Source organism: Hymenobacter properus, from assembly GCF_015694735.1.
In the GTDB taxonomy this organism is placed as follows: Bacteria; Bacteroidota; Bacteroidia; order Cytophagales; family Hymenobacteraceae; genus Hymenobacter; species Hymenobacter properus.
The window spans coordinates 428,293-452,598 of sequence record NZ_JADQDP010000003.1 but is presented as its reverse complement, the minus strand read 5'-3'; the positions used below and the strand labels follow the sequence as shown (position 1 = coordinate 452,598).

At 62.5% G+C, this 24,306-nt stretch carries 16 protein-coding genes; 10 read left to right on the top strand and 6 right to left on the bottom strand.

What is annotated here, in order from left to right; genetic code table 11:
- The first annotated feature begins 18 nt into the window (after nt 1–18).
- The 6 genes from thrA (at nt 19) to I2I01_RS13855 (ending at nt 8,327) form a co-directional block, all read left to right on the top strand.
- Nucleotides 19–2,466 carry a bifunctional aspartate kinase/homoserine dehydrogenase I gene (gene thrA, locus I2I01_RS13880; RefSeq protein ID WP_196287080.1) on the top strand — a complete coding sequence of 816 codons (2,448 nt, stop codon included), beginning with the start codon at nt 19–21 and terminating at the stop codon, nt 2,464–2,466.
- Nucleotides 2,467–2,552: 86 nt separating this feature from the next.
- Complete coding sequence (locus I2I01_RS13875) at nt 2,553–3,485, top strand: homoserine kinase (RefSeq protein ID WP_196287079.1); 933 nt, start codon at nt 2,553–2,555, stop codon at nt 3,483–3,485.
- 132 nt (nt 3,486–3,617) lie between these two features.
- Nucleotides 3,618–4,913, top strand: coding sequence for a threonine synthase (gene thrC / locus I2I01_RS13870; RefSeq protein WP_196287078.1), 1,296 nt, complete (start codon nt 3,618–3,620; stop codon nt 4,911–4,913).
- Nucleotides 4,914–4,985: 72 nt separating this feature from the next.
- Nucleotides 4,986–5,675, top strand: a complete 690-nt coding sequence (locus I2I01_RS13865; protein ID WP_196287077.1) for a c-type heme family protein — start codon at nt 4,986–4,988, stop codon at nt 5,673–5,675.
- A gap of 222 nt (nt 5,676–5,897) precedes the next feature.
- The gene (locus tag I2I01_RS13860; protein WP_196287076.1) at nt 5,898–6,968 is read left to right on the top strand and encodes a toxin-antitoxin system YwqK family antitoxin; all 1,071 of its coding nucleotides are present in this window, start codon (nt 5,898–5,900) and stop codon (nt 6,966–6,968) included.
- A 57-nt stretch (nt 6,969–7,025) separates the two neighbouring features.
- Nucleotides 7,026–8,327: a protoporphyrinogen/coproporphyrinogen oxidase gene (locus I2I01_RS13855; protein WP_196287075.1), complete on the top strand. Its 1,302-nt coding sequence runs from the start codon at nt 7,026–7,028 to the stop codon at nt 8,325–8,327.
- A gap of 104 nt (nt 8,328–8,431) precedes the next feature.
- Here the strand turns inward: I2I01_RS13855 and I2I01_RS13850 are convergent, their stop codons facing one another.
- From I2I01_RS13850 to I2I01_RS13835, 4 genes are all read right to left on the bottom strand, one after another.
- On the bottom strand, nt 8,432–9,844 hold the full coding sequence (locus I2I01_RS13850) for an MFS transporter (RefSeq protein WP_211537953.1): 1,413 nt from the start codon (nt 9,842–9,844) through the stop codon (nt 8,432–8,434).
- A gap of 93 nt (nt 9,845–9,937) precedes the next feature.
- Entirely contained in the window at nt 9,938–11,761 is a 1,824-nt protein-coding gene (locus tag I2I01_RS13845; protein WP_196287074.1) for an alpha-amylase family glycosyl hydrolase, read from the bottom strand.
- A 115-nt stretch (nt 11,762–11,876) separates the two neighbouring features.
- A complete protein-coding gene (locus tag I2I01_RS13840; protein ID WP_196287073.1) occupies nt 11,877–12,584 on the bottom strand; it encodes an SDR family oxidoreductase in 708 nt (235 codons plus the stop codon).
- An 89-nt stretch (nt 12,585–12,673) separates the two neighbouring features.
- A complete protein-coding gene (locus tag I2I01_RS13835) occupies nt 12,674–14,551 on the bottom strand; it encodes an alpha-amylase family glycosyl hydrolase (RefSeq protein ID WP_196287072.1) in 1,878 nt (625 codons plus the stop codon).
- A gap of 293 nt (nt 14,552–14,844) precedes the next feature.
- Here I2I01_RS13835 and I2I01_RS13830 point away from each other — a divergent pair, with 293 nt between their 5' ends.
- Nucleotides 14,845–15,300, top strand: coding sequence for a PA2169 family four-helix-bundle protein (locus I2I01_RS13830; protein ID WP_196287071.1), 456 nt, complete (start codon nt 14,845–14,847; stop codon nt 15,298–15,300).
- Between the two features lie 222 nt (nt 15,301–15,522).
- Nucleotides 15,523–17,175 carry an alpha-glucan family phosphorylase gene (glgP, locus tag I2I01_RS13825; RefSeq protein ID WP_196287070.1) on the top strand — a complete coding sequence of 551 codons (1,653 nt, stop codon included), beginning with the start codon at nt 15,523–15,525 and terminating at the stop codon, nt 17,173–17,175.
- Between the two features lie 84 nt (nt 17,176–17,259).
- Here glgP and I2I01_RS13820 read toward each other — a convergent pair whose 3' ends face one another.
- Together I2I01_RS13820 and I2I01_RS13815 are read right to left on the bottom strand one after the other, a co-directional pair.
- The gene (locus I2I01_RS13820; protein ID WP_196287069.1) at nt 17,260–21,288 is read right to left on the bottom strand and encodes a T9SS type A sorting domain-containing protein; all 4,029 of its coding nucleotides are present in this window, start codon (nt 21,286–21,288) and stop codon (nt 17,260–17,262) included.
- Between the two features lie 155 nt (nt 21,289–21,443).
- Nucleotides 21,444–22,805: a proprotein convertase P-domain-containing protein gene (locus I2I01_RS13815; protein WP_196287068.1), complete on the bottom strand. Its 1,362-nt coding sequence runs from the start codon at nt 22,803–22,805 to the stop codon at nt 21,444–21,446.
- 238 nt (nt 22,806–23,043) lie between these two features.
- Between I2I01_RS13815 and I2I01_RS13810 the strand changes: the two genes are divergently transcribed.
- Nucleotides 23,044–23,706 carry an SOS response-associated peptidase gene (locus tag I2I01_RS13810; RefSeq protein WP_196287067.1) on the top strand — a complete coding sequence of 221 codons (663 nt, stop codon included), beginning with the start codon at nt 23,044–23,046 and terminating at the stop codon, nt 23,704–23,706.
- Between the two features lie 223 nt (nt 23,707–23,929).
- Entirely contained in the window at nt 23,930–24,304 is a 375-nt protein-coding gene (locus tag I2I01_RS13805) for a hypothetical protein (protein ID WP_196287066.1), read from the top strand.
- Nucleotides 24,305–24,306: the final 2 nt, after the last annotated feature.

Below are 24,306 nucleotides of genomic sequence, written 5' to 3'. Positions count from 1 at the left end.
GCCCCGCGGCCGGAGTTTATGCAAGTGTTGAAATTCGGAGGCACCTCGGTGGCTTCCGCCGAGAATATTGCCAAGAGTTGCGACATCGGGTTGCGTGCGCTCGAAAACGGGCCGGTGGTAATGGTGGTGTCGGCACTGGGAGGTACCACCGACGCCCTGATTAAAGCCGGCCGAGCGGCGGCCGAGGGAAACCTCGCTTATCAGGACATCCTGCAGGAACTAGAACAGCGCCACCTGACGGCTGCCGAGGAGCTCCAGCTGCCACCCGCGCCCTTGGACACCGCTACCGCCGTGATTACGGACGGCTTTCTGGAGTTGCACCGGCTGTGCGACGGTATTGCGTCGTTGCAGGAGCTGTCGAGCCGCACGCTGGACCGGCTGGTGAGCTACGGCGAGCTGCTGTCGTCGCAACTGGTGGAGCTGCACTTTCACAGCTTCTGGCTTGATACGGCGTGGGCCGACGCCCGTCAGCTCATCCGGACCAACTCGCGTTTTGGCAATGCCGAAGTAGACATTGCTACCACAAGTCGGTTAGTAAAAGAATTTCAGGCCCTACACCCCGGCGATTCCTGGATAGTGCCCGGCTTTATTGCCGCTGATGCCCACGGTAACACCACTACCCTCGGCCGCGGCGGCTCCGACTACACCGCCGCCCTGCTGGCCGCCGCGCTCGATGCCGAGAAGCTGGAAATCTGGACTGATGTGAGCGGCATGATGACGGCCGACCCGCGCCTGGTGCGCAGCGCCCGGCCCATTGCCCGCATCAGCTACCAAGAGGCCATGGAGCTGTCGCACTTCGGCGCCAAGGTGCTCTACCCGCCCACCATTCAGCCGGTGATGAAGCGCGGCATTCCACTCTGGATTAAGAATACCTTCGCCCCCGACGACTACGGCACGCTGGTGGAAGTGGCACCGCCGCGCGCCGCCACGGTGGTGCAAGGCATCTCCAGCATTGGCAACCTCACGCTGCTCAACCTGGAAGGCAGCGGCATGGTGGGCATTCCCGGCTTCTCGAAACGACTGTTTGAGGCCCTGGCCCGCGAGCGCATCAACGTGATTCTCATTACGCAAAGCTCTTCGGAACACTCCATTTGCGTGGGCGTGAACGCGCAGGACGCCGCGCCCGCACAGGTGGCCGTGGACGAAGAGTTTGCTACTGAAATAGCTGCCGGGCGAATTGAGCCGCTGCGGCCGGAGCGCGACCTAGCCATTGTGGCGCTGGTGGGCGAGAACATGAAAGACCACCCCGGCATCAGCGGCAAGCTGTTTGGAGCGCTGGGTCAGAACGGGGTGAACATCCGGGCCATCGCGCAGGGTGCGTCGGAGAAGAACATCTCGACCGTCATTCGAGCGCAGGACGTGCGCAAGGCCATCAACGTGCTGCATGAGGCGTTTTTCGAGGCCACTAAGAAGCAGGTGAACCTGTTCATTCTTGGCCCGGGCAACGTGGGCAGCAAGCTGCTGGAGCAACTGGCCCGGCAGCAGCCGCACCTGCTCGAAAAGCTCGGCCTGCAGGTGCGCGTGGTGGCCATTGCCAATAGCCGACACTGCCTAGTGGATGAAAACGGCCTCGACCTCACCGCCTGGCCCGAAGAGCTGGCCCAGGCGTCCGCCCAGACGCTGGCCGAGTTCAAGGAGCTCATCATTAGCCGCAACCTGCGCAATTCCATCTTCGTGGACGTGACGGCCAACCCGGCCACCGCCGACATCTACGCCGACTTGCTGGCCAAGAGCGTGGCCGTGGTGGCCTGCAACAAGGTGGCGGCCTCGTCGGACTACGCGCACTACGCCCAACTCAAAAGCCTGTCGAAGGAATTCAACGCCAGTTATTTGTTTGAGACGAACGTGGGTGCGGCCCTGCCCGTCATCGGCACGCTCAACGACCTCACGCGCAGCGGCGACGTAGTGCGGCGCATGGAGGCCGTGCTTTCGGGCACGCTCAACTTCGTGTTCAATAACTATGACGGCAGCCGTCCTTTCGCCGAAGTGGTGCGCCAAGCCCAGGCCGAAGGCTACACCGAGCCCGACCCGCGCCTCGACCTGAGCGGCACCGACGTGGCCCGTAAAATCCTCATCTTGGCCCGCGAGGCCGGTGAGGTGATGGAAATGGCGGATATCAAAATCGAAGGCTTTCTGCCGCCCGCTTGCTTGGAAGGCGACGTGGAGGCCTTTTACGCCCAGATGGCCGCCCACGAAGCGCACTTCAAGGCGCTGTACGATGCGGCGACAAGTGCCGGCAAACGTCTGAAATTTGTGGCCCGCTACGCCGACGGCCACGCTGCCGTGGGCCTGCAACAAATAGCGTCCGGCCACGACCTTTACGACCTGCGCGGCAAAGACAACGTGGTGCTTTTCTACACCGACCGGTATGTGGAACAGCCGCTGGTGGTGAAGGGCGCCGGAGCAGGGGCGGAGGTCACGGCTTCTGGCGTATTCGCGGATATTATCCGCGCCGCCAGATTGTAGCGTGGACTCTGCGAGTCCGCGCATGCCCTCATATCTTGAATCCTCACTATTTCATGCGCGGACTCGCAGAGTCCACGCTACAATTCATGCTTACCTCTGTTCTCGTTCACTCACCCGCCACACTTTCCAACCTCGGCTGCGGCTTCGATGTGCTGGGCCTGGCCCTTTCCGCGCCTTATGATACTATTCGCCTCACGCGGAGCAGCACGCCCGGCATCCGTATTCAGCACCTCGACCCTTACGGACTGCCCACCGACCCGCAGCAAAACGTGGCTGGCGTGGCCCTGCAAGCGCTGCTAAAAGAGGTGCCCGAAGCCATCGGCTTCGACGTGGAAATAAGCAAAGGCATCAAGCCGGGCAGCGGGGTGGGCAGTAGCGCCGCCAGCGCGGCCGGCGCGGTGGTGGCAGCCAATGCCTTGCTGGGCAACCGCTTTAGCAAGATGCAGCTGGTGGATTTTGCGATGGAAGGGGAGGCCTTAGCATCCGGCGCCCGCCACGCCGACAACATCGCGCCCGTCATTTTCGGCGGGTTCACCGTGGTGCGGGCTTTGCAGCCGACTATTGACATTGTTGCGCTGCCTGCCCCCGAATTGTGGATAGCCGTGGTGCACCCACAGATTGAGCTGAAAACCAGTGACTCACGCAAAGTGCTGCCTAAGGAGGTGCCACTGGGCTTGGCCGTGCGGCAATGGGCCAACGTGGCGGGCCTGGTGTCCGGCTTCCTCACGGCTGATTACGACCTGATTGGCCGTTCGCTCGACGACTACATTGTGGAGCCGGCCCGGCTGCCGCTCATCCCGGGCCTGGCTGAAGCGAAAACGCGCGCGTTGGCGGCCGGGGCCATCGGCGGCGGTATCTCTGGCTCGGGCCCGTCCATCTTTATGCTGAACCGGGATGAGGCCACCGCGCAAGCCGTAGGTGCGGCGCTGGGCGGCGTGTTTGCTGAGTTAGGGATAGAATTCAACGTATACGTTGGACCAGTGGGGGCGCAGGGGGCGTATGTGGTTTCGGCGGAGTAGCAACTCGCCTTGACCGTCATGCCGAGCGCAGCCGAGGCATCTCGCTCGCATTCGTCTAACGATTGATTTACTATAGCACGCGAGATGCCTCGGCTGCGCTCGGCATGACGGTCTCAAAAGACTATAATCTGCATGAAATACTACAGCCTCCGCCACCAGTCGCCGCTGGTTGATTTCCGCCAGGCCACCATCAACGGGCAGGCGCCGGATGGCGGCCTGTACTTCCCCGAAACCATCCCCAGGCTGCTGCCCGGCTTCCGGCGCGAGCTGCGCACGCTGAGCAAGGCTACCGTGGCCATGAACGTGATGCAGCCCTACGTGGGCAACACCATCCCTGACGCCGACCTGCACCGCATCTGCACCGAGGCGGTGGATTTTGCCTTTCCGCTGGTGCCAGTGGCCGAGGGCGTGGCAGCGCTGGAGCTGTTCCACGGGCCCACGCTGGCGTTCAAGGACGTGGGGGCGCGGTTTATGAGCCGCTGCCTGGGCTACTTCGCGCAGCGCGGCGACACGCCGCCCGTGACGGTGCTGGTGGCCACCTCCGGCGATACCGGCGGGGCCGTGGCCAGCGGCTTTCTGGGTGTGCCGGGTGTGGAGGTGGTCATCCTCTACCCCTCGGGCAAGGTGAGCCCGGTGCAGGAGCAGCAGCTTACCACACTGGGCCAGAACATTACCGCACTGGAAGTGCAGGGCACTTTCGACGACTGCCAGGCGCTGGTGAAGCAGGCTTTCCTGGATAAAGAGCTGTCACAAAAGCGCTTCCTTACGTCGGCTAACAGCATCAACGTGGCGCGCTGGCTGCCGCAGCAGCTCTACTACTTTTTTGCCATGCAGCAGTGGCCGGAAGGGGCCGCGCCGCCGGTGGTGTCGGTGCCGAGCGGCAACTTCGGTAACATCTGCGCCGGGCTGCTAGCCCAGGCCTCGGGGCTGCCGCTGGGGCACTTCATTGCGGCCTGCAATGCCAACGAGCCCGTGCCTGCTTACCTGCGCACGGGTACCTTCACGCCCCGGCCCGCCGTGCCCACCTTCTCCAACGCCATGGACGTGGGCAACCCCAGCAATTTCGTGCGTATCCTGGAGCTGTTCGACAACGACCTGACCAAGATGCGCGCCGCCCTGGGCGCCGACACAGTGAGCGATGCCGACACCGTGGCCACCATCCGACAGGTGTGGAACGAGCATGGCTACCTGCTCGACCCGCACGGTGCCGTGGCCTACATGGCCCTGCGCCGCTACCAGGCCCAGCATCCCGGGGCGGCCGGGATGATTCTGGCCACGGCCCACCCCGTGAAGTTTCCCGACGTGGTGGAGCCCGTGCTGGGCCGGCCCATTCAATTGCCCGAGGTGGTGCAGGCCCTGCAGGGCCGCACCAAACGAAGCGTGCCTATTTCGGTTGATTACGAAGCGCTGAAAGCCCATTTGATGTAGTCCGGCGGCCAGCTTGGGCCATTGGCGCGGCCAGCCAGACCTTTGTTGGAAACTCACCCCACGCCCGCGTTTGTGAAAACCCTGCTCTATTTAATTGCCTGGTCGGCTTTGGCACTCGGCTTCTCTGCCTGCCGGCCCGACCAGGTCGAACACCTCAAGGACAGCAAGCGCATTGGCATTGAGGCCGAAAACTGGGAGGTAAAGCGCATCATGCCCAACGACCTGCTGCGCGCCACCCGCTGGGCCGGCGACTCGCTCAGCGCCACTGCCGACACACTGCTGCGCCGCACCCTGGCCCGCGAGCTGGCCGCTGGGGGCGTGGCCCGGGCGGCGGCCTTCTGCCGCCCCGAAACCTACGGCCCTGTCGATTCGCTGGCCCGGGTGCTCAAGGCCACGGCCCGGCGCGTGAGCGAGCACCCGCGCAACCCGGCCAACAAAGGCACGCTGGCGGCGGCCGAAATGGCTGCGGACACCCTGCGCGTTGTGAAGCGGGAATCGCAGGAGGTATTTTTCTACCAGCGCCCCATTGTGCTGAACAACCAACTGTGCCTGCGCTGCCACGGCGAGGTGGGCAAGGACATTGCCGCCGCCGACTATGCCTTCCTGCAAAAGCAGTTTCCGCAGGGGCAGGGCACCGGCTACCGCTTGGGCCAGCCTCTGGCTGCCTGGCAACTGCGCCTGCGCCGCGACGGCATGGCTGAGTTCTGGACCATGAAAACGCGCAAGAAGTGGCGGGAGCATAAGATGCCCAAGCTGTTCTAGCCGCCAGACGGGCCGGCAATATCCGGGAATGATTCCTGATTAATTTTCCGACAAAAGCCGACGGCTTTTACTTATACCTCCTCATTCGGAATTGAAATGCGTGTGCAAAATTGGGCCCTGGTGTTGAGGGGGCTAATGGTGGGTCTTCTGTGCGGGTGGGGGGCAGCACCGGTGCTGGCGCAAGTGCCGGCCGGGGCCGAAAAAGCGAAAATGGCGGACTGTGTGCAAGAAATTACCGTGGACAGCGTATTGCTGTTTTACGACCTGCGCTACAACCTGACTCCTACGGCCTGCGCCGCCATTCGTCGGCATGCCCGCATCACCAGCCAGGGCGACTTCCGGGGCCAGGTGCGCGACTACACCATTGCTACCAACCAGCTACGGGCCGAACTGTATTTTGACCAGGGCCAGCGCAATGGGCCGTACGCGACCTTTTACCCCAATGGCAAGCCGGCCATGCGGGGCCAGTTCACCCACGATGAGCCTACCGGCACCTGGGAGTTTTGGTACCCCAACGGACAGCATCAGCAGACCTTTGAGTGGACCGGACAGCTGTCCCCTCGCCTGCGCATCGTGGCCTATTGGGATTCGACCGGTCAGCCCGGCGTGACCAACGGCAATGGCCGGTGGCAGGACCTGTTGCCCCAGGCCCGGCTGCGCTATGGCGGCCCGGTGCTGAACGGGCTGCCCGAGGGCGTATGGGAAAGCCATTCTTTATCGACCGACAAGACGTTGCTTACAGAGGTGTATGAGAAAGGTCTTTTTCGCAGTGGCAAAGCGCTGGACGCTCCCGCGGGCATGGCCCGTTACAAAGGCGCGTCGCGGCTGGAGCCACAGATTGAAGACCCCACCGCCCGCGGCGACCAACTGCACCTGGGCCCCACCTGTGCGGGTAGTCTGGCCGACCGGGAGCGGCTGCAGGCCATGCGCCAGCAAGTGGCCGGGGCGGCTAGCAAGAAGACCACGCCGCCCAAGCCACCGGGCGACATCACGTCCTACCTGCACCTGGTGCTCGACAACCTGTACCAAACCAACCAGCGCAACCAGTGGGAAAACATGATTGACGGCCAGGAATTTATCATTCGGGCCAGCGTTGATGACACGGGCTTTCTGCGGCTGGTGAGCGGGCAGGGAGGCAGCGGCATCGTCACGGCGCTGGGGCAAGCGGTGAGCGGGCTGCCCCGCTGGCAGCCCGCCGCCACCGACGGCAAGCCGGTGGCCAGCGACGTCCGGTTTTTAATTGTCAAAACGGGCACCCGGCTGAATATTTCTTTGCAAACCCTGGCGCGCTGAAAACCCTGGGCCCGCCTGTCCCCGTTAGCCATACACCACCTACCCGACGGGCTTTTCATGGAATCAACCACCAAACCTATCATCATCATCGGTGCGGGCATGGCCGGGCTGGCCTGCGCCACCTGGCTGCACCGCGCCGGCCGCCCGGTGCTGCTGCTCGACGCTTCTGATGCCGTGGGCGGCCGCGTGCGCACCGACGTCACACCCGAGGGCTTTCGCCTCGACCGCGGCTTTCAGGTGCTGCAAACCAACTACCCCGAGGCCCGGCGCCTGTTCGACTACGGCGCCCTGAACCTGAAGGCCTTCCGCTCCGGCGCCGTCATCCGGCTGGCCAACGGGCGCGAAACCACCCTGCAAAACCCGCTGCGTGAGCCGCTGGGCGCCTTTGCCACGCTCACGTCGCCCATCGGCACGGCGGCCGACAAACTGCGCATCCTCAGCCTGGTGCGGCACGTGCTGAAATACACGCCGGAGGAATTGCTCAACCGCCCGGCCACCGACACGCGGAGCTTCCTGCGCCGCTACGGCTACAGCGAGCAAATCATTCGCTCATTTTTCGAGCCCTTCTTCGGCGGCGTCTTTCTGGACCGTGACCTGACCACGGCCAGCAACTTCTTCGAGTTTGTCTTTCAGCAGTTCGTGACCGGCGACGCAGCCATTCCCGCCCTCGGCATGCAGCAGCTGCCCGAGCAGCTGGCGGCCCGCCTGCCCGCAGGCACCGTGCAGCTGAATGCGTCCGTAGCGGCTATCGTCGACGGCTCGCAGGTGCGGCTGACGACGGGCAAGGTGCTCGAATCGCAAGCCATTGTGCTGGCCACCGACGGCCTGACGGCCGCCCGCCTGCTGGCCGGCCGCAGCGGCAAGCCCGACGATGCCGTGAACCTGGAAGCGGCCAGCTACCCCACGGCGGCCCGCATCACCACCTGCACTTACTTCGCCACCAACGGCGGCCACTCGCCCGGCCGCAACGACAAGCTGCTGCGCCTCAATGCTGCGCCCGATGCGCTGGTGCACAATGTGGCTTTCCCGGCCGATGTGAGCGGGGAATATGCCCCCGCCGGCCGCGCCCTAATTTCGGTGAGCACCCACGGCGAGCGGGGCCTGAGCGAAGAAGAAATTGCGGCCGGCGTGCGCGAGGAACTGGCCGCTTGGTTTGGCCCGGCGGCCCGGCAGTGGGAATACCTGCGCAGCTACCGTATCACCAAGGCGCTGCCGGTGTACTTAGCCGGCCAGCCGCCCCGGCAGCCTCTGCAACTGGCGCCCAACCTCTACCGCTGCGGCGACTGGACCGCCTACCCGTCGCTAAATGCGGCGCTGGCTACTGGGCGAGAGGTGGCAGAGATGCTGATTAATGGTTAGCTATACACAAAAAGTATTCAGGCTACTCGTTAAACAACAAGGCCGCTTCCAGAGATGGAAGCGGCCTTTTTTCTGGCTGGAATTAGCGTTAGCCTAAATAAGCGCTACACCTGCGGATTGGCTGGTGCCAAGGCGTCGTAGCCAAGGCTTTCGGCGGGCTCCTGCACGGGCAGGCGGATGTCGTCGGCGTCGTGCACGCGCAGGGTGAGCAGGCCCGAGAGTATCATCGAAACGCCACCCAGCACGAGGGTGTAAATGGGTTGGTCGTGGAAGACGTGCTTGGTGAGCGGGCCCAGAATGAGGCCGGCCGCGCCCTGCGGAATCACAATGAAGAAGTTGAACACGCCCATGTAGTAGCCCATTTTGTTGGCGGGCAGCGCGCCGGCCAGCATGGCGTAGGGCACGCTCAGGATGCTGGCCCAGGCAATGCCCACGCCCACCATCGACAGCAAGATGTAGTGGTAGTCCTGAATGAAGTAGATGGAAATCAACCCCAAACCGCCCAGCACCAGGGCCAGCATGTGCGTGACGCGGCGGCTGGTAGCCTTGGCCACGATGGGCAGCAGCAGCGCCACCACGGCCGACAGGCCGTTGTATACCGAGAAGCACACGCCCACCCAGTCGCCGCCCTGGTTGTAGAGCGCTGAGGTGGTGTCGGTGGTGTGGAACACGTGGCTAGTAACGGCCTGCGTGGTGTAAATCCACATCGAAAACAGCGCAAACCATGAGAAAAACTGCACCAGCGCCAGCTGCTGCATGGTTTTGGGCATGTGGAAAATGCCCTCAAACGACTCGCGAAAGCCGTTGGCGAAGCCGGCGGTGCGGGCCTTTTCGGCTTCGAATTCGGCCAGGTCGGCGGGCGGATACTCTTTAGTGCGCAGCACCGTCCAGAGCACGGCCAGGAAAAATACCAAGCCACCCACGTAGAACGAATACTTCAGCGACAGCGAGATGTGGCCGGGCTCGGGCGTGTTTGATACGCCAAACCAGTTGGCGAACATCCACGGCAGCGAGGAGCCCACGATAGCACCCACACCGATGAAAAACGTTTGCGCGCCAAAGCCCGAAGTGCGCTGTTGCGAGGGCAGCAAGTCGCCCACCAGCGCCCGGAAGGGCTCCATGGAGATGTTGATGCTCGAATCGAGAATCCAGAGCATGCCGGCCGCCATCCACAGGGCCGTCACGTTGGGCATCACCACCAGCGCCAGCGAGGCTAGTAGCGCCCCAATGAAGAAAAACGGCCGGCGCCGGCCCCAGCGCGGGCTCCAGGTGCGGTCGGATAGGTAGCCGATGATGGGCTGCACCAGCAGGCCGGTGATGGGTGCCGCCAGCCATAGAAAAGCAATTTCATCGGTCTTGGCGCCCATGGTTTCGAAAATCCGGCTCATGTTGCTGTTTTGCAGCGCAAAGCCAAATTGAATACCAAGGAAGCCGAAGCTCATGTTCCAGATTTGCCAGAAGCTGAGGCGGGGCTTGGCACTGGTGCTAGTAGTGGGTGCGGCGGTGGGAGCGGCCATGAATGGGATGGGAAAGAGTGAAGGCTGCGACGCGCCCGAAACCGGGGCACCGCAGCCTTCAAATTTAGGGATTTACGCCGCACTGCGCATACGTTAGCGCGGCTTAATCTCGAAAATATAAGCCGACAGCGGAGCTAGCGTGAGGCTGAGGCCGTTGCGAGGCTCATCGGTGTCGAGCAGGTCGGTGTAGGTGTAGAATTTGGTAGGGCTCAGGCCCATGGCTTTCATGGCCTCGGCTGGGATGGTGATGGTGGGCCGGTAGGTTTTGTCAGTCGAGAAGTTGACCACCACCAGCACCTGCTGCTTGTCAGTATAGCGCAGGTAGGAATAGATGCGTCGCTGGTCGTACTCCTTGCCCAGGTTGTTGGCGTCCTGCAGCTCGTAGAAGCGGCCTTTGCGCAGGGCCTCGTTCTGGCTCGTGACGGTGAGCAAGCGGCCGTAAAACTCGCGCAGGCTTTTCTGCTCGGGGCTGAGCTTGGCGCCGTCGAACTTGCCCTGGTTCAGCCACTTCTGGTGCTCGGGAACGCCCCAGTAGTCGAAGATGCTGGTGCGGCCGTCTTCGCTGCTGAAGCCCTCGGCGCCGTGCGCGGGCTCGCCCACTTCCTGCCCGAAGTAAAGCATCACCGGGCCGCTGGCCAGGGTGGCCGTCACGGTCATGGCCGGAATGGCGCGCTTGGGGTCGGTGGCAAAGTCCTTACTGGCAATGCGCTGCTCGTCGTGGTTTTCCAGGAAGCGCAGCATGCGTGAGGAGAAGCCGTTGCTTTCTTCCTTCCACACCTTGGTGATATCCTCGGTGTTGCCGCCGCCCGTCATCAGGCGGCGCAGGCCGTCGTAGAGGCCTACTTTGTCGTAGAGGAAGTCAAATTTGCCCTTGTCGAGGTAGGTCTTGTATTCCTTGGCATTGTAGGCTTCGCCCATGAAAATGATGCCGGGCTTCACCTTTTTTACTTCCGGAATCACCCAGGCCCAAAACTCGACGGGCACCATCTCGGCCATGTCGCAGCGGAAGCCGTCTACGTTTTTGCCGGCCCAGAATAGGAGAATGTCGCGCATCTTCTTCCACGTGTCGGGCACGGTTTCAAAATGCGTTTTGCGGCCGTTCTGGTAGTCCACGCCGTAGTTCAGCTTCACCGTCTCGAACCAGTCGTTCACACTCGGCGCTTCCGAAAATACGTCGTTGCCGGTGGCCTTGGCGGGCATCTCGCTGTACTTGCCATCCTCGCGCGGGCCTTTCAGCGGGCCGAGCGGGTTGTAGTTGGCCGGCACTACGAAGCTCTTGCCGGGCAGGTAGTAAAAGTTATTGTTGGGCACGAAGGCCTTGGTCTTGTCATCGGCGGCGCCCAAATCGACCACGCCCTGCGGCTTGGCGTCCGACTTATAGGAGCGGGCCACGTGGTTCGGGATGAAGTCCATGATGACTTTCAGGCCGTGGTCGTGGGTGCGCTTGATGAGGGCCTCGTACTCGGGCATGCGGTTTTTCACCACCACGGCCAGGTCCGGGGCCACGTCGTAGTAATCCTTGATGGCGTAGGGCGAGCCCGCGCGGCCCTTCACCACGTCGGCGTCGTCGGCTGGAATGCCGGCGGCGGTGTAGTCCGTCATGGTGGCGTGCTCAATCACGCCAGTGTACCACACATGGCTCACGCCCAGCTTCTTGATTTCCTCCAGAGCCTTATCGGTGATGTCGTTGAACTTGCCGCAGCCGTTCTCGGTGATGGTGCCGTAGGGCTTGTTCAGGGCCACTTTGTTGCCGAACAGGCGCGTCATCATCTGGTAAATGACGAGCTTATTGTCCTGGGGCACTTCCGCGGTGGTGTTGGGGTCCTGGGCGGCGGGGCGTTTTTTGTCCACGGGCGGGTTGGGCAAAGCGAATGCAGCCAACGCAAGGAGGCTGCCAGCCAGCAACAGTTGTTTCATGATGCGGCAAGATAAGGCAGTTTTGAGTGTTGAGGGTTGAATGTTAAGTGAATGGTCGGCAGTAGGAAAAGCGCCAACTCAACATTCAACCCTCAACACTCAAAATTTCAACTCACTACCATTCCTGCGTAAGCGGGTGCAGCATCAACTCGTCCACCACTACATGGGCGGGAGCTTCCAGCACGTAGCGCACCGCCTGGGCCACGTCGGCGGGGCGGAGGTGGGTTTTCTCGGCCTCGGGGCTGCCGGGCGTGGTGTCGTTGAAGTAGGTATCGACCAGGCCCGGGTAGATGGTGCTCACCTTCACGCCGTGCGGCCGCACTTCCTTGCGCAGGCTGCCCAGCACGGCGTCTTGGGCAAACTTGCTGGCGCCGTAGGCCGTGCCGTGGGCGAAGGTGCGCTTGGCCACGTCGGAGGTGATGCCCACAATGTGGCCGCGTTTCTGGCCTTTGAAGTGCGGCACGGCCGCCTTGCAAAGCAGGAAGGTGCCCTTCACATTGGTATCGAAAATCCGGTCCCACTCGGCCGCTTCAAAGTTTTCGAGCTCGTTGAACGAGCCCACCCCGGCATTGCAAATGAGGATATCCAGGCGGCCGTAGTGGCGCAGGGTTTCCCGCACCACGTACTGGGCGTCTTCCTCGTCGGCAATGTCGGCTACGATGCACAGGCCGCGCGTTTTCTGGGTGAGTTCTTCCAGCTCGCTTTCGCTGCGGGCCACGGCTACTACTTTGGCGCCCTGCAACGCCAGCAGCAGTGCAATGGCCCGGCCAATGCCGCGGCTGGCGCCGGATACGATGGCTACTTGGTCGGTAAGGTCGGTCATGGGCGCAAGGTCAAGAGATTTAGCTTTTGTACGAGGCTATTGAAGTTACAAAGACCTGCTTTGCGAAACCTCATATGCGTAACTGCGCGCTACTTCCGCAGCTCCAGCACCCACGCCGTGTGGGCCGGCACGTTAAGCGTTTTCAAATCCGAAACCGTGGCGCCACTCACCACTTCCACGCCCGACGCAAAGCCGTCGGTGCGCTCGGCGAAGCGGGTGCCGTCTACCTTCTTGGGGTCTTTGGTGTTATTGGCAATAATCATCACGCACTCGCCCGCGTCGTTGTAACGGAAGTAGGTGTATACTCCATCCTGCGGGATAAACTGCATCAGCTTGCCGCTGCTCAGCACCGGGTGCGCCTTGCGGTAGTTGGCCAGCTTGCTGATGTAGTCGAAGGCCTCGCCGGCCTGCCCGGGGCGGCTCACGAAGTAGTTGGTTTTGTCGCCGGCCCAGCCGCCGGGGAAGTCCTCACGCACCTTACCGTCGGGGTTCGAGAAGTTCTTCATCAGCACCTCGGTGCCGTAGTAGAGCTGGGGCGTGCCGCGCAGCGTGAGCAGCCAGGCCATGCCGGTCTTGAACTTGTTGAAGTCCTCGCCAATCACCGAGTAGAAGCGGCTCATGTCGTGGTTATCGAGGAAGGGCACGTTGCGCGTGGCATCCACGTACATCCAGTCGCCCTGCAGGGCATGGTAGAGCTTGCTCAGGTCGCCATTCTCCGTTTTCAAGGCGTCGGCCACCGCGAAGCAGATTTGGAAATCGAGCACGCCGGGTAGGTTCGACTTGAAGCCATTAACGGGCGGAAAAATATTCTGCGCGAAGAAGGCCTGCTCGGCCTCGGTGCCTTCCCAGGCCTCGCCAAACAGCGCCAGCTTGGGGTATTCTTCCTGAATGGCCTGGCCCCATTGCATCAAAAACTTGGGCTCCGAATACGGGTAAGTATCAATTCGGTAGCCGTCAATACCCGTCGACTCTACCCACCACAGGAAATTCTGAATCAGATAGGTAGCCACCAAGGGGTTGCCCTGGTTCACGTCGGGCATGGTGGTGTCGAACCAGCCGTCGTTGAACAGCGTGTAGTCGCGCTTCGAACCGTAAGGGTCATTCAGCGCGAAGGCGTTGTAGTTCGAGCGCGTGAATTTCGGGAAGGCGTGGAACCAGTCGGCCGCCGGCTTGTCGAGGAACAGGTGATGGTAGCTGCCCCAGTGGTTGAGCACGATATCCTGCACCACTTTCAGGCCGTCGGCGTGCGCGGCTTTCACAAATTGCTGGTACTCGGCGTTGGTGCCGTAGCGCGGGTCAATCTTGTAGCAGTCCGTCACGGCGTAGCCATGGTAGCTAGCCTTGGGCATGTCGTTTTCAATGATAGGCGTGGGCCAGATGGCCGTGGCGCCCAGCTGCTTGAAATAGGCAAAGTGGTTCTGAATGCCTTTCAGGTCGCCGCCGTGCCGGGCATACATCGAGTCGCGGGCCACGCGGGGCGCCCGAGTACCCTTCACCACGTCGTTCTTCGGGTCGCCGTTCGCGAACCGGTCGGGCATCAGCATGTAGATAAAATCGGCCTGGGTGAGGCCCTGCGTGCGCTGCGGGTCGGCGTTGCGGGCACGCAGCTCGTAGCTGTAGGTTAACTTTTTGCTGCCTTTGAAGTCGAGTTTCAATTGGCCTGGCTTGGCGTCAGGGCCGATGTTGAGGTTGACGACGAGGTAGTTGGGGCTTTCCATTTTCTGCACGCCCTCCAGCGTCACGCCAGGGTAGGAGGCCAGCGTAGCCGTGCTGCCCCCGATGCCGGGCGCGTTTACCAATAGCTGCAGTTTGGGGTTTTTCATGCCCACCCACCAGTAAGTGGGGTCGATGCGGACGGCAGGCGCAGCCTTGGCTGTGGCCGTAGGCGGGCTCAGCTTGACTGACGCTGAAACGGGAAGCGCTAGCAGCGCCGCTGACGCGGCTAACAGTAAGTGGGAAAGTTTCATGGGCAGGGAGAGAATGAGGGCTGTGCCAACTGAAAAGCGTGCCTTGGGGGAAGTAGGCAATGGCAAAAATGAGTCAATTGCTGCACCAAGGACGCCAGATAAAGCGGCCCGTTGGAGCTCGGAACAGCACCGGTGTCAAGTTGTGCAATCGTTTGCTTTGTCAAATGTAGTATTTATCGGACGATGAGCCAATTAATCCCAACGCGAGGCTGATGGCCTGCGTTAAGAAGCAAAACTGAACCGGCCTGAAAACCAGTCAGGTCCCTTTCCTCCACCCAATTTGACTTTCCCCCATGGCTGAAAACTCCAAATTAGCTGACACGCTCAACGAACTGACCCTTTTCGTCAACGACCGCATCGAGGGCTACAAAACCGCCGCCCACGAAACCAAAGACTCTCAAAATAAAGCCTACTACGAGCAGCTGGTGCAGCAAAGCGAGCAGTTCGTGAGCCAGCTCAACGGCTTTGCCAAAGCCGCGGGCGGCGACGCCGAAAGCAGCACCACGCTCAAAGGCAAATTCTACCGCGGCTTCATGGACGCCAAGGCCCTCGTCACCAACCGCAGCGAGGCCAGCATCCTCGATTCCAACATCTACGGTGAAGAGTGGGCCATCAAAGCCTATGTTGAAGCTTTAGCCTCCGAGGAACTCACCGGCCCGGCCCGCCAGGCTGTGGAGCGGCAGCACCAGGCCTCGCAGGAAACCCTGCGCAAGCTGCAGCAAATGAAAGGCACCGCCAGCGTAGGCTAGGGCTTAATCAGCTCTTTTAATGTACCATGACGCGACTTGAGAAATAGCTTCTTGGGTCGCGTTGGCGCGCCCGTGCAGCAAGCTTAATATTGGGTTACTCCTTTATTTGTCGAATCGTTTGCACATTGCGGCTTCGTTGCGTTGGCATCTAGCTGGCCGCGACTCCCTCTTCAACCCGCATTTTCTCTCTAACGCCAGCTCCGGCCGGCACCATAATTCTCTATGGCTTTTACCTTCAAACCTTACGCGCCCGCGGCCAAATACAAGACGGCCGCGGCGTACTTCTCGATGGAATTCGCCGTCGACCAGGCCCTGAAAACCTATTCCGGCGGCCTGGGCTTCCTGGCTGGCTCGCACATGCGCTCGGGCTATGAGCTGAAACAAAACCTGGTGGGCATCAGCATCCTGTGGAGCTTCGGCTACTACGACCAGGGCCGCGCCGAAGACCAAACCATGCGCGCCGAGTTCCGCCAGAAGCACTATTCGTTTCTGCAAGACACGGGCATCATCTTCCCCATCACCATTCACGGCGCCGACGTGAAGGTGAAGGCCCTGTACCTGGCCCCGGAGGTGTTCGGCACGGTGCCCATGTTCTTCCTCACCACCGACATTCCCGAGAACGACTACATCTCGCGCACCATCTCGCACCACCTCTACGACCCGGACGCGGCGGCCCGCGTGGCCCAGAGCATCCTGCTGGGCGTAGGCGGCGGCAAGCTGCTCGATGAGCTGGGCCGCAAAACCGACGTTTACCACCTCAACGAGGGCCACGGCCTGCCGCTGGCGTTCTACCTCTACGAAAAGCACGGCCGCGACCTGGCCGAGGTGCAGAAGCGCCTGGTGTTCACCACCCACACGCCCGAGCTGGCCGGCAACGAGGAGCGCCCCATGAAGCTGCTGCTCGACATGACCTTCTTCGGCACCATGTCCGAGGCCGACGTGCGCCGCGAAGCCCGCATCGGCGAAGGCGACGCCCTGAACTACACTCTCACCGCCCTGCGCTTTTCGCGCAAGGCCAACGCCGTGAGCAAGGTGCACGGCCGGGTGGCCAACGAAATGTGGGGCCACTACGAGGGCATCTGCCCCATCATTCCCATCACTAACAGCCAGAACGGCACCTACTGGCGCGACCCGCAGCTGGCCGCTGCCCTCAAAGCCAAGGACGACGCGGCGCTGCTGGCCCGCAAGCAGGAGCTGAAAAAGGAGCTGTTCAAGATAGTGGCCGACCAGACCGGCAACGTCTTCGACCCCGAGGTGCTCACCATCGTATGGGCACGCCGCTTTGCCGGCTACAAGCGCGCCGACCTGATTCTGCGCCACTTCGAGCGGTTCGTGGAGCTGGCGGCCAATGCCAAGCATCCCATCCAAATGATTTGGGCCGGCAAGCCTTACCCGAAAGACTTCGGCGCGGTGGCTTTGTTCAACGACATCATCAAGCGCACGGCTAATCTGAAAAACTGCGCTGTGCTCACCGGCTATGAGCTGGGCCTATCAGCCGCCCTCAAAAAAGGCTCCGACATCTGGCTGAACACGCCGCGCTTCCCGCGCGAGGCCAGCGGCACAAGCGGCATGACCGCCGCCATGAACGCCAGCGTGAACCTGAGCATCGCCGACGGCTGGATTCCGGAGTTTGCCAAAGACGGCGAGAACAGCTTCATTATCGCCCACGCCGATGAGAACCTGCCCGAAAACGTGAAGGACGACCAGGAAGCTACCACTCTGCTCGATGTGCTCGAAAACGCCGTGCTGCCGCTGTACTACGACCGGCCCAAAAACTTCCTGAAAGTGGTGAAAACCGCCATGAAGGACGTTGAGCCGGAGTTTGAAAGCGGCCGCATGGCCAAGGAATACTACGAGCTGTTGTACAAAGCGTAAGGACGGCTCCTGCACCCCAGTATGAAATAAGCGCCGCGGCCCACAGGCCACGGCGCTTGTTTTTTTAAGGCCTATGACGGCTGATTATTCTTTCACGAAGCGGCGGGTCAGCGTCTGGCCGTCGGCTGCGCGCACTTGCAGCAAGTACATGCCAGCGGGCAGCTGCTGCACGGGCAGCGTGGCAGTGGCTTCGACGGTTTGGCGCAGCATCAGTTTGCCCGACACCGCGTACACGGCCAGTTCCTGCATGCCGGTGGTGCCAGCCAGTTGCACGCGCAGCGTTTCCCGCACGGGGTTGGGGGCGAGTTCCAGCGTCAGGCGGGCAGCTTTGGCCGTGGCCGAGAAAGCCAGTACCGGCGAGTAGTGGCTGGTGCCATCGAAATCGACCTGCCGCAGGCGGTAGTAGGCCGTGGGCTTGTCAGCCAAAGGCTGGCTGTCGGTGAAGCGGTAGGTGTGGGCCACCGACGAGCTGCCGGCCCCGGCCACTTCGCCGATGGTAGCAAACGCCAGACCGTCGGCCGAGCGCTGCACCTCGAAGCGCAGGCAGTTCTGTTCCTGCGCCGTGCCCCAGGTCAGCTGCACGCCTGCGGCCACTGCCTGACCGGTGAAGTAGGTCAGCTCCACGGGCAGGGCTTTGCTGTTGCCCAAGTTCACGGTTGTGGTCAGGGAGCTAAGGCCGATGGTGCAGCCCGTATTGCTGGTAGCCACCGTGAAGGTATAGGTGCCGGGGCTGAGCTTGGTGCGGTCCGTAACCGCGAGCACGCCGTTGTTGCCCGAAAGCTGCAGGGCCGTGCCGGGCGGCAGCGTGCCGTTGGTGAGGACAAGGCTGGCAATAGCGCCGTCCGGGTCGGAGTAGGTGGTCAGCACGTCGCCATTGGTGTAGTTTTCCAGTACCCGGTAGGCACCGCCGGCTTGGGTGGCGGCCTGGTCGGCATTGAAGACAAGAGCATTGGAATTGCCCGTGCTAAACGTCTTCGTCGTCTGTCCGCTTGCGGCGTCGGTAGTCGTTACCGTAAACGAAGGGGCCGTGCCAATGGGCAAGTTGGCCGGGTTGCTCACGCTGATGGTGCCGTCATTGGCCAGCGACAAGCCGGCGGGCAAACTGCCTGCGCTAATGACTGCATTCGTGATGGCGCCGTTGCCGTCAGTAGCTGTGTATAGTACATCACCGGTAGCGTAACAAGTCGTCTTTTTCGCAACGCTATAGGCGCTGGCGGTATACACGGTGGGCTGGTTAATATCTACAGCTTTGGTACTGGCGGCGCTGGTGCAGGTGCCGTTATTGGCCGACACTGATACCGTGCCGCCCGCCGTGCCGGTGTTGACGGTAATGCCGGTGGCGGTAGTGCCGTTGAGCGTGGTGCCACCGTAGGTGCCCGTAATGGCAGGCGAGGTGCCGGTAATGGTCCACCCCGTGGGCACCGTCCAGTTGTAGCTGGTGGCGCCGCTCACAGCGGTGATTTTGTATACCAAACCGGTATTCGAGGCCGTGGGGATGGCTTGGCCAGTAATGGCGCCCGGCATAGTGGCGCCCGACATCACGGCGTAGGTAGCGGCCGGGCTGTTGCAGCCGTTGCTGTTGGTGAGCGTGGCCGTCACGTTGCCGGCCACGGCAGCCGTGCCTGGCGTGGCCGAAATGCTGGTCGTTCCCTGGCCCGAATCGATGGTCCAGCCCGCGGGCACGGCCCAGGTCACGTTGTTGCCGGCCGGCAGGGTGCTGATGGTAAAGGTTTTGGCCACGCCGCCGCAGAACGAGCCGCCACCGGCGCTGCTGATGCTGGGCGCCGCCGGCTGGGCCAGGGGCGCTACGTTGAGCTGAGTGTTCTGGGTGGGCGAACTGTTGCAGGTGCCCGTGAGCGTAACGGTGATGGTGCCGCCGGTGCTGCCGGGCGTCACTGTAATCGAGTTGGTACTGGTGCTGAACGTGGTGCCGGAGATGCCGGTGGGGGTAGTCACCACCCAGCCGCTGGGCAGCGTCCAGTTGTAGAGGGCACCGGTTTGGGCCACAATGGTGTAGGTGTAGCCAGCGTTGTTGGCGCAGGGCGCGGTGCTGTTGGTGGTGCCGCTGGAGGCTGCGAACTGCGGCGTGTTCAGCGTCTGGCCCACGGCCACGGCGTAGCTGGCGCTGGGGCCGGTGCCGCAGTTGTTAATGGCCGTGGCCGTCACATTGCCCGACGTCGTGCCCACCGTCACGTTGATGGTGGCCGGGTAGAGGCCGGCCGTGGGCTGGGTTTGAATAATCCAGCCGCTGGGCACCGTCCAACGGTAGCCGCTGGCGCCACTCACGGCGCTGGCCGTGTAGTTCTGGCTGCTGTTCTGGCAGGCCGAGGCCGGCCCGCTGATGGCGGGCGCCGTCAGTGCCGCCGGGGGCGTCACCGTGTAGGAAGCAGCCACGCTGTTGCCGCAGGCGTTGCCGGCCGTCACCGTCACGGTGCCGCCGGTGGCGCTGGCCGTGGCCGAAATGCTGGTGGTGCCCTGCCCGTAGTTGATGGTCCAGCCGCTGGGTACCGTCCAGGTGTAGGTGCTGGCCCCACTCACCGGCGCAATACTGAACACAAAGCCACCGCTGCCCGCGCATACCGCCGCGCCCGGCCCCGTGATGGCGCCCGGCGTTCCGGGTGTGCCACCCGACATTTTCACCAGCTTGGAAGTGTAGTTGTAAGCCGCGGCCGTAGCCCCAATCGTCTTCAGCGTAATCACGCCTGCTGCGCTGCCCGCCGTCACCGTAATGCTCACCAAGCCTGTGCTGGCCGTGGTGTTGATGGTGGCCGTGGTGCCCCCGCCTGCGATGGTGCCGGCCGGCGACGTGGCCGTGATGGTGTAGCCGCTGGGCACCGTCCACACGTAGCTGGTAGCGCCGCTCACCGCCGGCACCGAATAGGTGTTGGTGGTGCTACCGGCGCATACCTCGCCGTTGCCGGTGATGTTGCCTGCATACAGCGAGGCCGTGGTGGCCACGTACTGGCAGCGCGTGGCGCTGGTCGAAACGCCGTAGTTAGAGCCTTGGTTGCTGTTGTTGTTAACGTCGAAAATGAGCGGGTAGCCGTTGGCATTGTTGCCGCTCACGCTGGCGTCGCAGATGTCGACCGAGCCCGTCACCTGTCCGTTCGAGGTGTTGGTGGAAGTGCCGCCGATGGTGTAGCCGCCGCCGTTGCCGCCAATGGCCTTGTCGTTCGAGAAGTTGCCGGTAATCTGCACGAACCCATCGTTGCTCAGAATGGAGTTCGTCTTGTTAATCTGGGTGAAGTTGGCCCCGATGCGGATGTTGGCCCCGGCGTAGTTCGAAAAAATGTCGCCATTGATAAAGTTGCCACCCACCATCACCGAGTCGGTGTTCATCATCAGGGCGCCGTCGTGGGTTTCGAGGTTCAGCACCCCGATGTAGTTCTCGTTGTTGATGGTAGTGCTGCCGGCCTGGTACAAGCCGCCGTTCGGCATTTTCAGCCGCCCCGTGGGCCGGTTGTAAAACGAGCTCCCGCTGCCCTGCAGGTAGAAGGCGTAAGTGGTGCCGTTCGAGTTGCTCACGATGCGGCCGGTGTTGTCCCAGCGCGTGGCCCCGTTCAGGGTAACGGTGCCGCCCACGGTCAGGGTGCCGTAGATGGCATCGTTGCGCAAGGTGCCGTCGGCCTGCGTGATGTTGCCAGTCACGGTGAGGTAGCCCTTGTTTTCGAGGTAGCTGCCCGAGTTCCAGGTTTGGTCACCGTTGAGGGTGGCGGTGGCGTTATTGGTGAAAGTGGCACCAGTCCCGTTGAAATTCAGGGCATTGATGTTCAGCGTGCCGTTGTTGGTGAGGGTATAGGCCGCGTTGCCCGTGATGCTCAGCGCCTGCGAGCCGCTGAGTGAGCCGCCGTTGTTCACCGTCAGGCCGCCGGTGCCGTTCTGACCAATGGTGAAGGACCCATCCAACGCCACGGTGTGGTCTATCACCACAAAGTCGCACGAGGTAGGTACGATGCCGCCCACCCAGGTGCTGCCCGTGTTAAAATTCCCATTTTGGGCCGAGCGAATGAGGCGCGGGGTGTTGCAATCGGCCTGGGCACGCAGAGCCCCAAACAGGCATAAGGCGCTCATAAACAAGAGCTGCCGGAGCTGTGGCGGTAAAGAGATACGCATGTGCAGGAAAGGGTTGGAATGAACTATTCCCAAAATTATCCTGCACTGAAAAGCACCTAATATGTTATTAGGCGAATACGTCCATTTGCGCTACGAATAAGCGCGCTAGCACAGTAAACGTTTCGGCCGCCCATGGCTTAGCACGTACTGCCCAACTATTTAGCCCGACGCTTCACTGCCTTGCCTGCCGCTGGCTGCTGCAGCTTCAGTTCGATGGGCACCACCACCACATTGTTGGTTTCGTCCGACTCCTGGTAGAGATTCAGGGGGTCGACTTCTACCACGATGACGTAGCTGCCGTTGGGCGTGCCCGCCGGTATCGGAATGGCCTGCCCCTCGAAGCTGATGCCGTAGTGGTCGATGCCGCCTACCGAAATGCCCTGGGTGGCGGCTTCGCAGTCCACATAGTGCCCGAAACCGAAATTGGGCAGTGTGCTTTGGCCCACGGTTTGGCCGCGGCCGTTCTGGCACACGCCGTCGGCCTCGCCGCAGTTGCCCGAGTCGAAGAGGCAGTAGCTGGCTTTGGTGCCCTTGCCCAGCACGGGCCAGCGGCGCGGGTCGGGCTGGCGCGGGTCGCGCCGTCGCAGGGTGAAATCGACCCAGGCATCGGCGTGGTAATGGTTGTGGCCGGGGCGTTCGTCGAAGTAGTTGCTGCCGGCCACGCGGGTGCGCGTGGCCATCCGGTCGCCCTCGCGCCGGTATATCACCTGCACAATTTCCTGGCGGGCGCGGCGGCCGTCGGGGCAGGTAGCTTGGCCATCTTTCACGGCTTCGGTGCCGCAGGTCCAGCGGCCGGTGCCGTGGGTTTCCATCGGGCCCCAGCCAATGTTGGCCGTGGCCACAGCCAGCCGCACCTGGCGCGGGTAGGTGGGGTCGGTGGCGCCGTATTCTTGGTGCAGCTCGCGCACTATCTTCTCCGACACCACTAGGTCGGGCAGCAGGTCGCAGGTGCCGGAGCCGTCGGGGCAGCGGCAAGCGGCGGCGCTTTTGGGGTTGCACACCGCAAAGTCGGGCTGCGCCGGATGCGGCCCGAAACTCATGCTCCACTGGTCGACGGTGCCGGTGTGGCCAGCGGCCAGGTCGTGCACCAGCAGGTACCACGTGCCGTTGGGGTTCAGGCCTTGGTTGAAGAATTGCAGCTTACCATCAGGAATGTAGGTGCCGGTGAAGGGCGACTTGCCCTCGTACACGTAGCCATTGAAGCCGTCCATGCGGAAGCAGGTGCTGCGGTAGTCGGCGCCGCGGTCGCCGCCGTTGCGGTTGGTGAGCCAGATGCTGGTGCCGTCGGGGGCCAGCAGCTCAATTTTCAGGTCGGCCGTTTTAGGATGGGTGAGGCTGAGGCAGGCGCCTTCCAGGCCGAATTGCGCGGAGGTTTGTGCAGCCAGGCCTTTCACCACCAATGGAAAGCGCATGGCCTCATCTTTCCCCGCAAAGTCTGGTACCGGGCCGCCCTGGCCAAAAAATACCTGCGCCCGCACGGGCCCCGCTACGAACATCAGCGGGAGCAAAAGCAACACAAACAAGCGAGAAAGAGCTGCCAAGCCGGCGGGCGGGCGGTGCAATACAAACAAGGCCATGCAAGGAAAATTTCTCAAAGTAACATGGCGCCCCGGGCAACTTGACAAGAAGCGGCAGCATGTAAGCCGGCACGGCCAAGTTGAATGGCGCGTCGTGAATTAGCACACCGACCCGCAGCCCCATTCCCAACGCAGCCGGGCCCTGGCGCGTAAAATCCAAGTCCCATTCTTCCTTCCCATGTGTGGCCGTTACACCTTCATCGCCCCGGCGCCCACCGTTGAGCAGCGTTTCGACGCCACGTTCAGCGAAGCTGCTCCAACCACCTACAACGCCGCGCCCTCGCAGCGCCTGCCCATCATCACCAACGCCGCCCCCGGCCAGATTCAGCTGCTGAGCTGGGGCCTGGTGCCCGGCTGGAGCAAAGACCCCGCCGCCGGCCCCAAACCCATCAACGCCCGGGCCGAGACGCTGGCCGAAAAGCCCAGCTTCCGGCAGCTGCTGGGCCGCAAGCGCTGCCTGGTGCTGGCCGACAGCTTTTTCGAGTGGCAGGCCACCCCGGCCGGCAAGGTGCCGCATCGCATTTTGCTCAGCAACGAGCAGCCTTTCGCCTTCGCCGGCCTGTGGGACGAGTGGGTGGACCGCGCTACCGGCGAGCTGCACCCCACCTTCACCATCATCACCACCGAGCCCAACAGCCTGATGGCCAACATCCACAACCGCATGCCTGTCATCCTACCTACCCGCGCCGCTGAGCAAGCCTGGCTTGACGACGGCCTTGGCCTAAAAGCTCACCAGGAGCTACTGGTGCCCTACGATGCGGCCGCCATGCAGGAGTATGTCATCAGCAAGCGCGTGAACTCGCCGGCGAATAACGACCCGGAAGTGCTGGCCGCGGCTTGAGCCTTAGTCAGCACCTGTCATTGCGAGCGCAGCGCGGCAATCGGTCCTGTTAGAACCACACACGCCGTTTTACCAGAACCGAAGGTCAGCGAAGCTAAAGCCCCGGCACTGCGCAGTATCGGGGCTTTTTCACGTTATCTAGGCTGGTCGCTGAGAACAGGACGGATTGCCGCGCTACGCTCGCAATGACGGTTTCTGATGCACAGCTCACTATCTTGCCCGCATGAACTGGCGCAACCCCTGGCTTTTACCGATACTCATTCTCGTGCTGGCCTCGGCCGTGCAGCTGGACCTGCCGTGGTGGAGCTTGGCCGTGGTGGCCTTCGTGGTGGGGCTGGCCATTGCGCCCACAGGCCGGGTCGCTTTCTGGGCGGGCTTTGCAGGGGCGGCGCTTAGCTGGTTGCTGCCTGCCGCTTGGCTGGCTTACCAGAACGAAGGGCTGCTGGCGCACCGCATGGCGCAGCTGCTGCCGCTGGGCGGCTCGGTAGCGGCGCTGGTGCTGGTGGCGGGACTGGTGGCCGGGCTGGTTGGTGGGCTGGCTGCCCTGACGGGCACGTGGCTGCGCCAGGCCTTTCGGCCAAGAGCATTGGCCCGCTAGGC

Bases quoted from the DNA above. Each gene is read 5' to 3' on its own strand.
- thrA (WP_196287080.1), top strand. From the start codon at position 19: ATGCAAGTGTTGAAATTCGGAGGCACCTCGGTGGCTTCCGCCGAGAAT.
- I2I01_RS13875 (WP_196287079.1), top strand. From the start codon at position 2,553: ATGCTTACCTCTGTTCTCGTTCACTCACCCGCCACACTTTCCAACCTC.
- thrC (WP_196287078.1), top strand. From the start codon at position 3,618: ATGAAATACTACAGCCTCCGCCACCAGTCGCCGCTGGTTGATTTCCGC.
- I2I01_RS13855 (WP_196287075.1), top strand. From the start codon at position 7,026: ATGGAATCAACCACCAAACCTATCATCATCATCGGTGCGGGCATGGCC.
- I2I01_RS13850 (WP_211537953.1), bottom strand. From the start codon at position 9,844: ATGGCCGCTCCCACCGCCGCACCCACTACTAGCACCAGTGCCAAGCCC.
- I2I01_RS13845 (WP_196287074.1), bottom strand. From the start codon at position 11,761: ATGAAACAACTGTTGCTGGCTGGCAGCCTCCTTGCGTTGGCTGCATTC.
- I2I01_RS13840 (WP_196287073.1), bottom strand. From the start codon at position 12,584: ATGACCGACCTTACCGACCAAGTAGCCATCGTATCCGGCGCCAGCCGC.
- I2I01_RS13835 (WP_196287072.1), bottom strand. From the start codon at position 14,551: ATGAAACTTTCCCACTTACTGTTAGCCGCGTCAGCGGCGCTGCTAGCG.
- I2I01_RS13830 (WP_196287071.1), top strand. From the start codon at position 14,845: ATGGCTGAAAACTCCAAATTAGCTGACACGCTCAACGAACTGACCCTT.
- glgP (WP_196287070.1), top strand. From the start codon at position 15,523: ATGGCTTTTACCTTCAAACCTTACGCGCCCGCGGCCAAATACAAGACG.
- I2I01_RS13820 (WP_196287069.1), bottom strand. From the start codon at position 21,288: ATGCGTATCTCTTTACCGCCACAGCTCCGGCAGCTCTTGTTTATGAGC.
- I2I01_RS13810 (WP_196287067.1), top strand. From the start codon at position 23,044: ATGTGTGGCCGTTACACCTTCATCGCCCCGGCGCCCACCGTTGAGCAG.
- I2I01_RS13805 (WP_196287066.1), top strand. From the start codon at position 23,930: ATGAACTGGCGCAACCCCTGGCTTTTACCGATACTCATTCTCGTGCTG.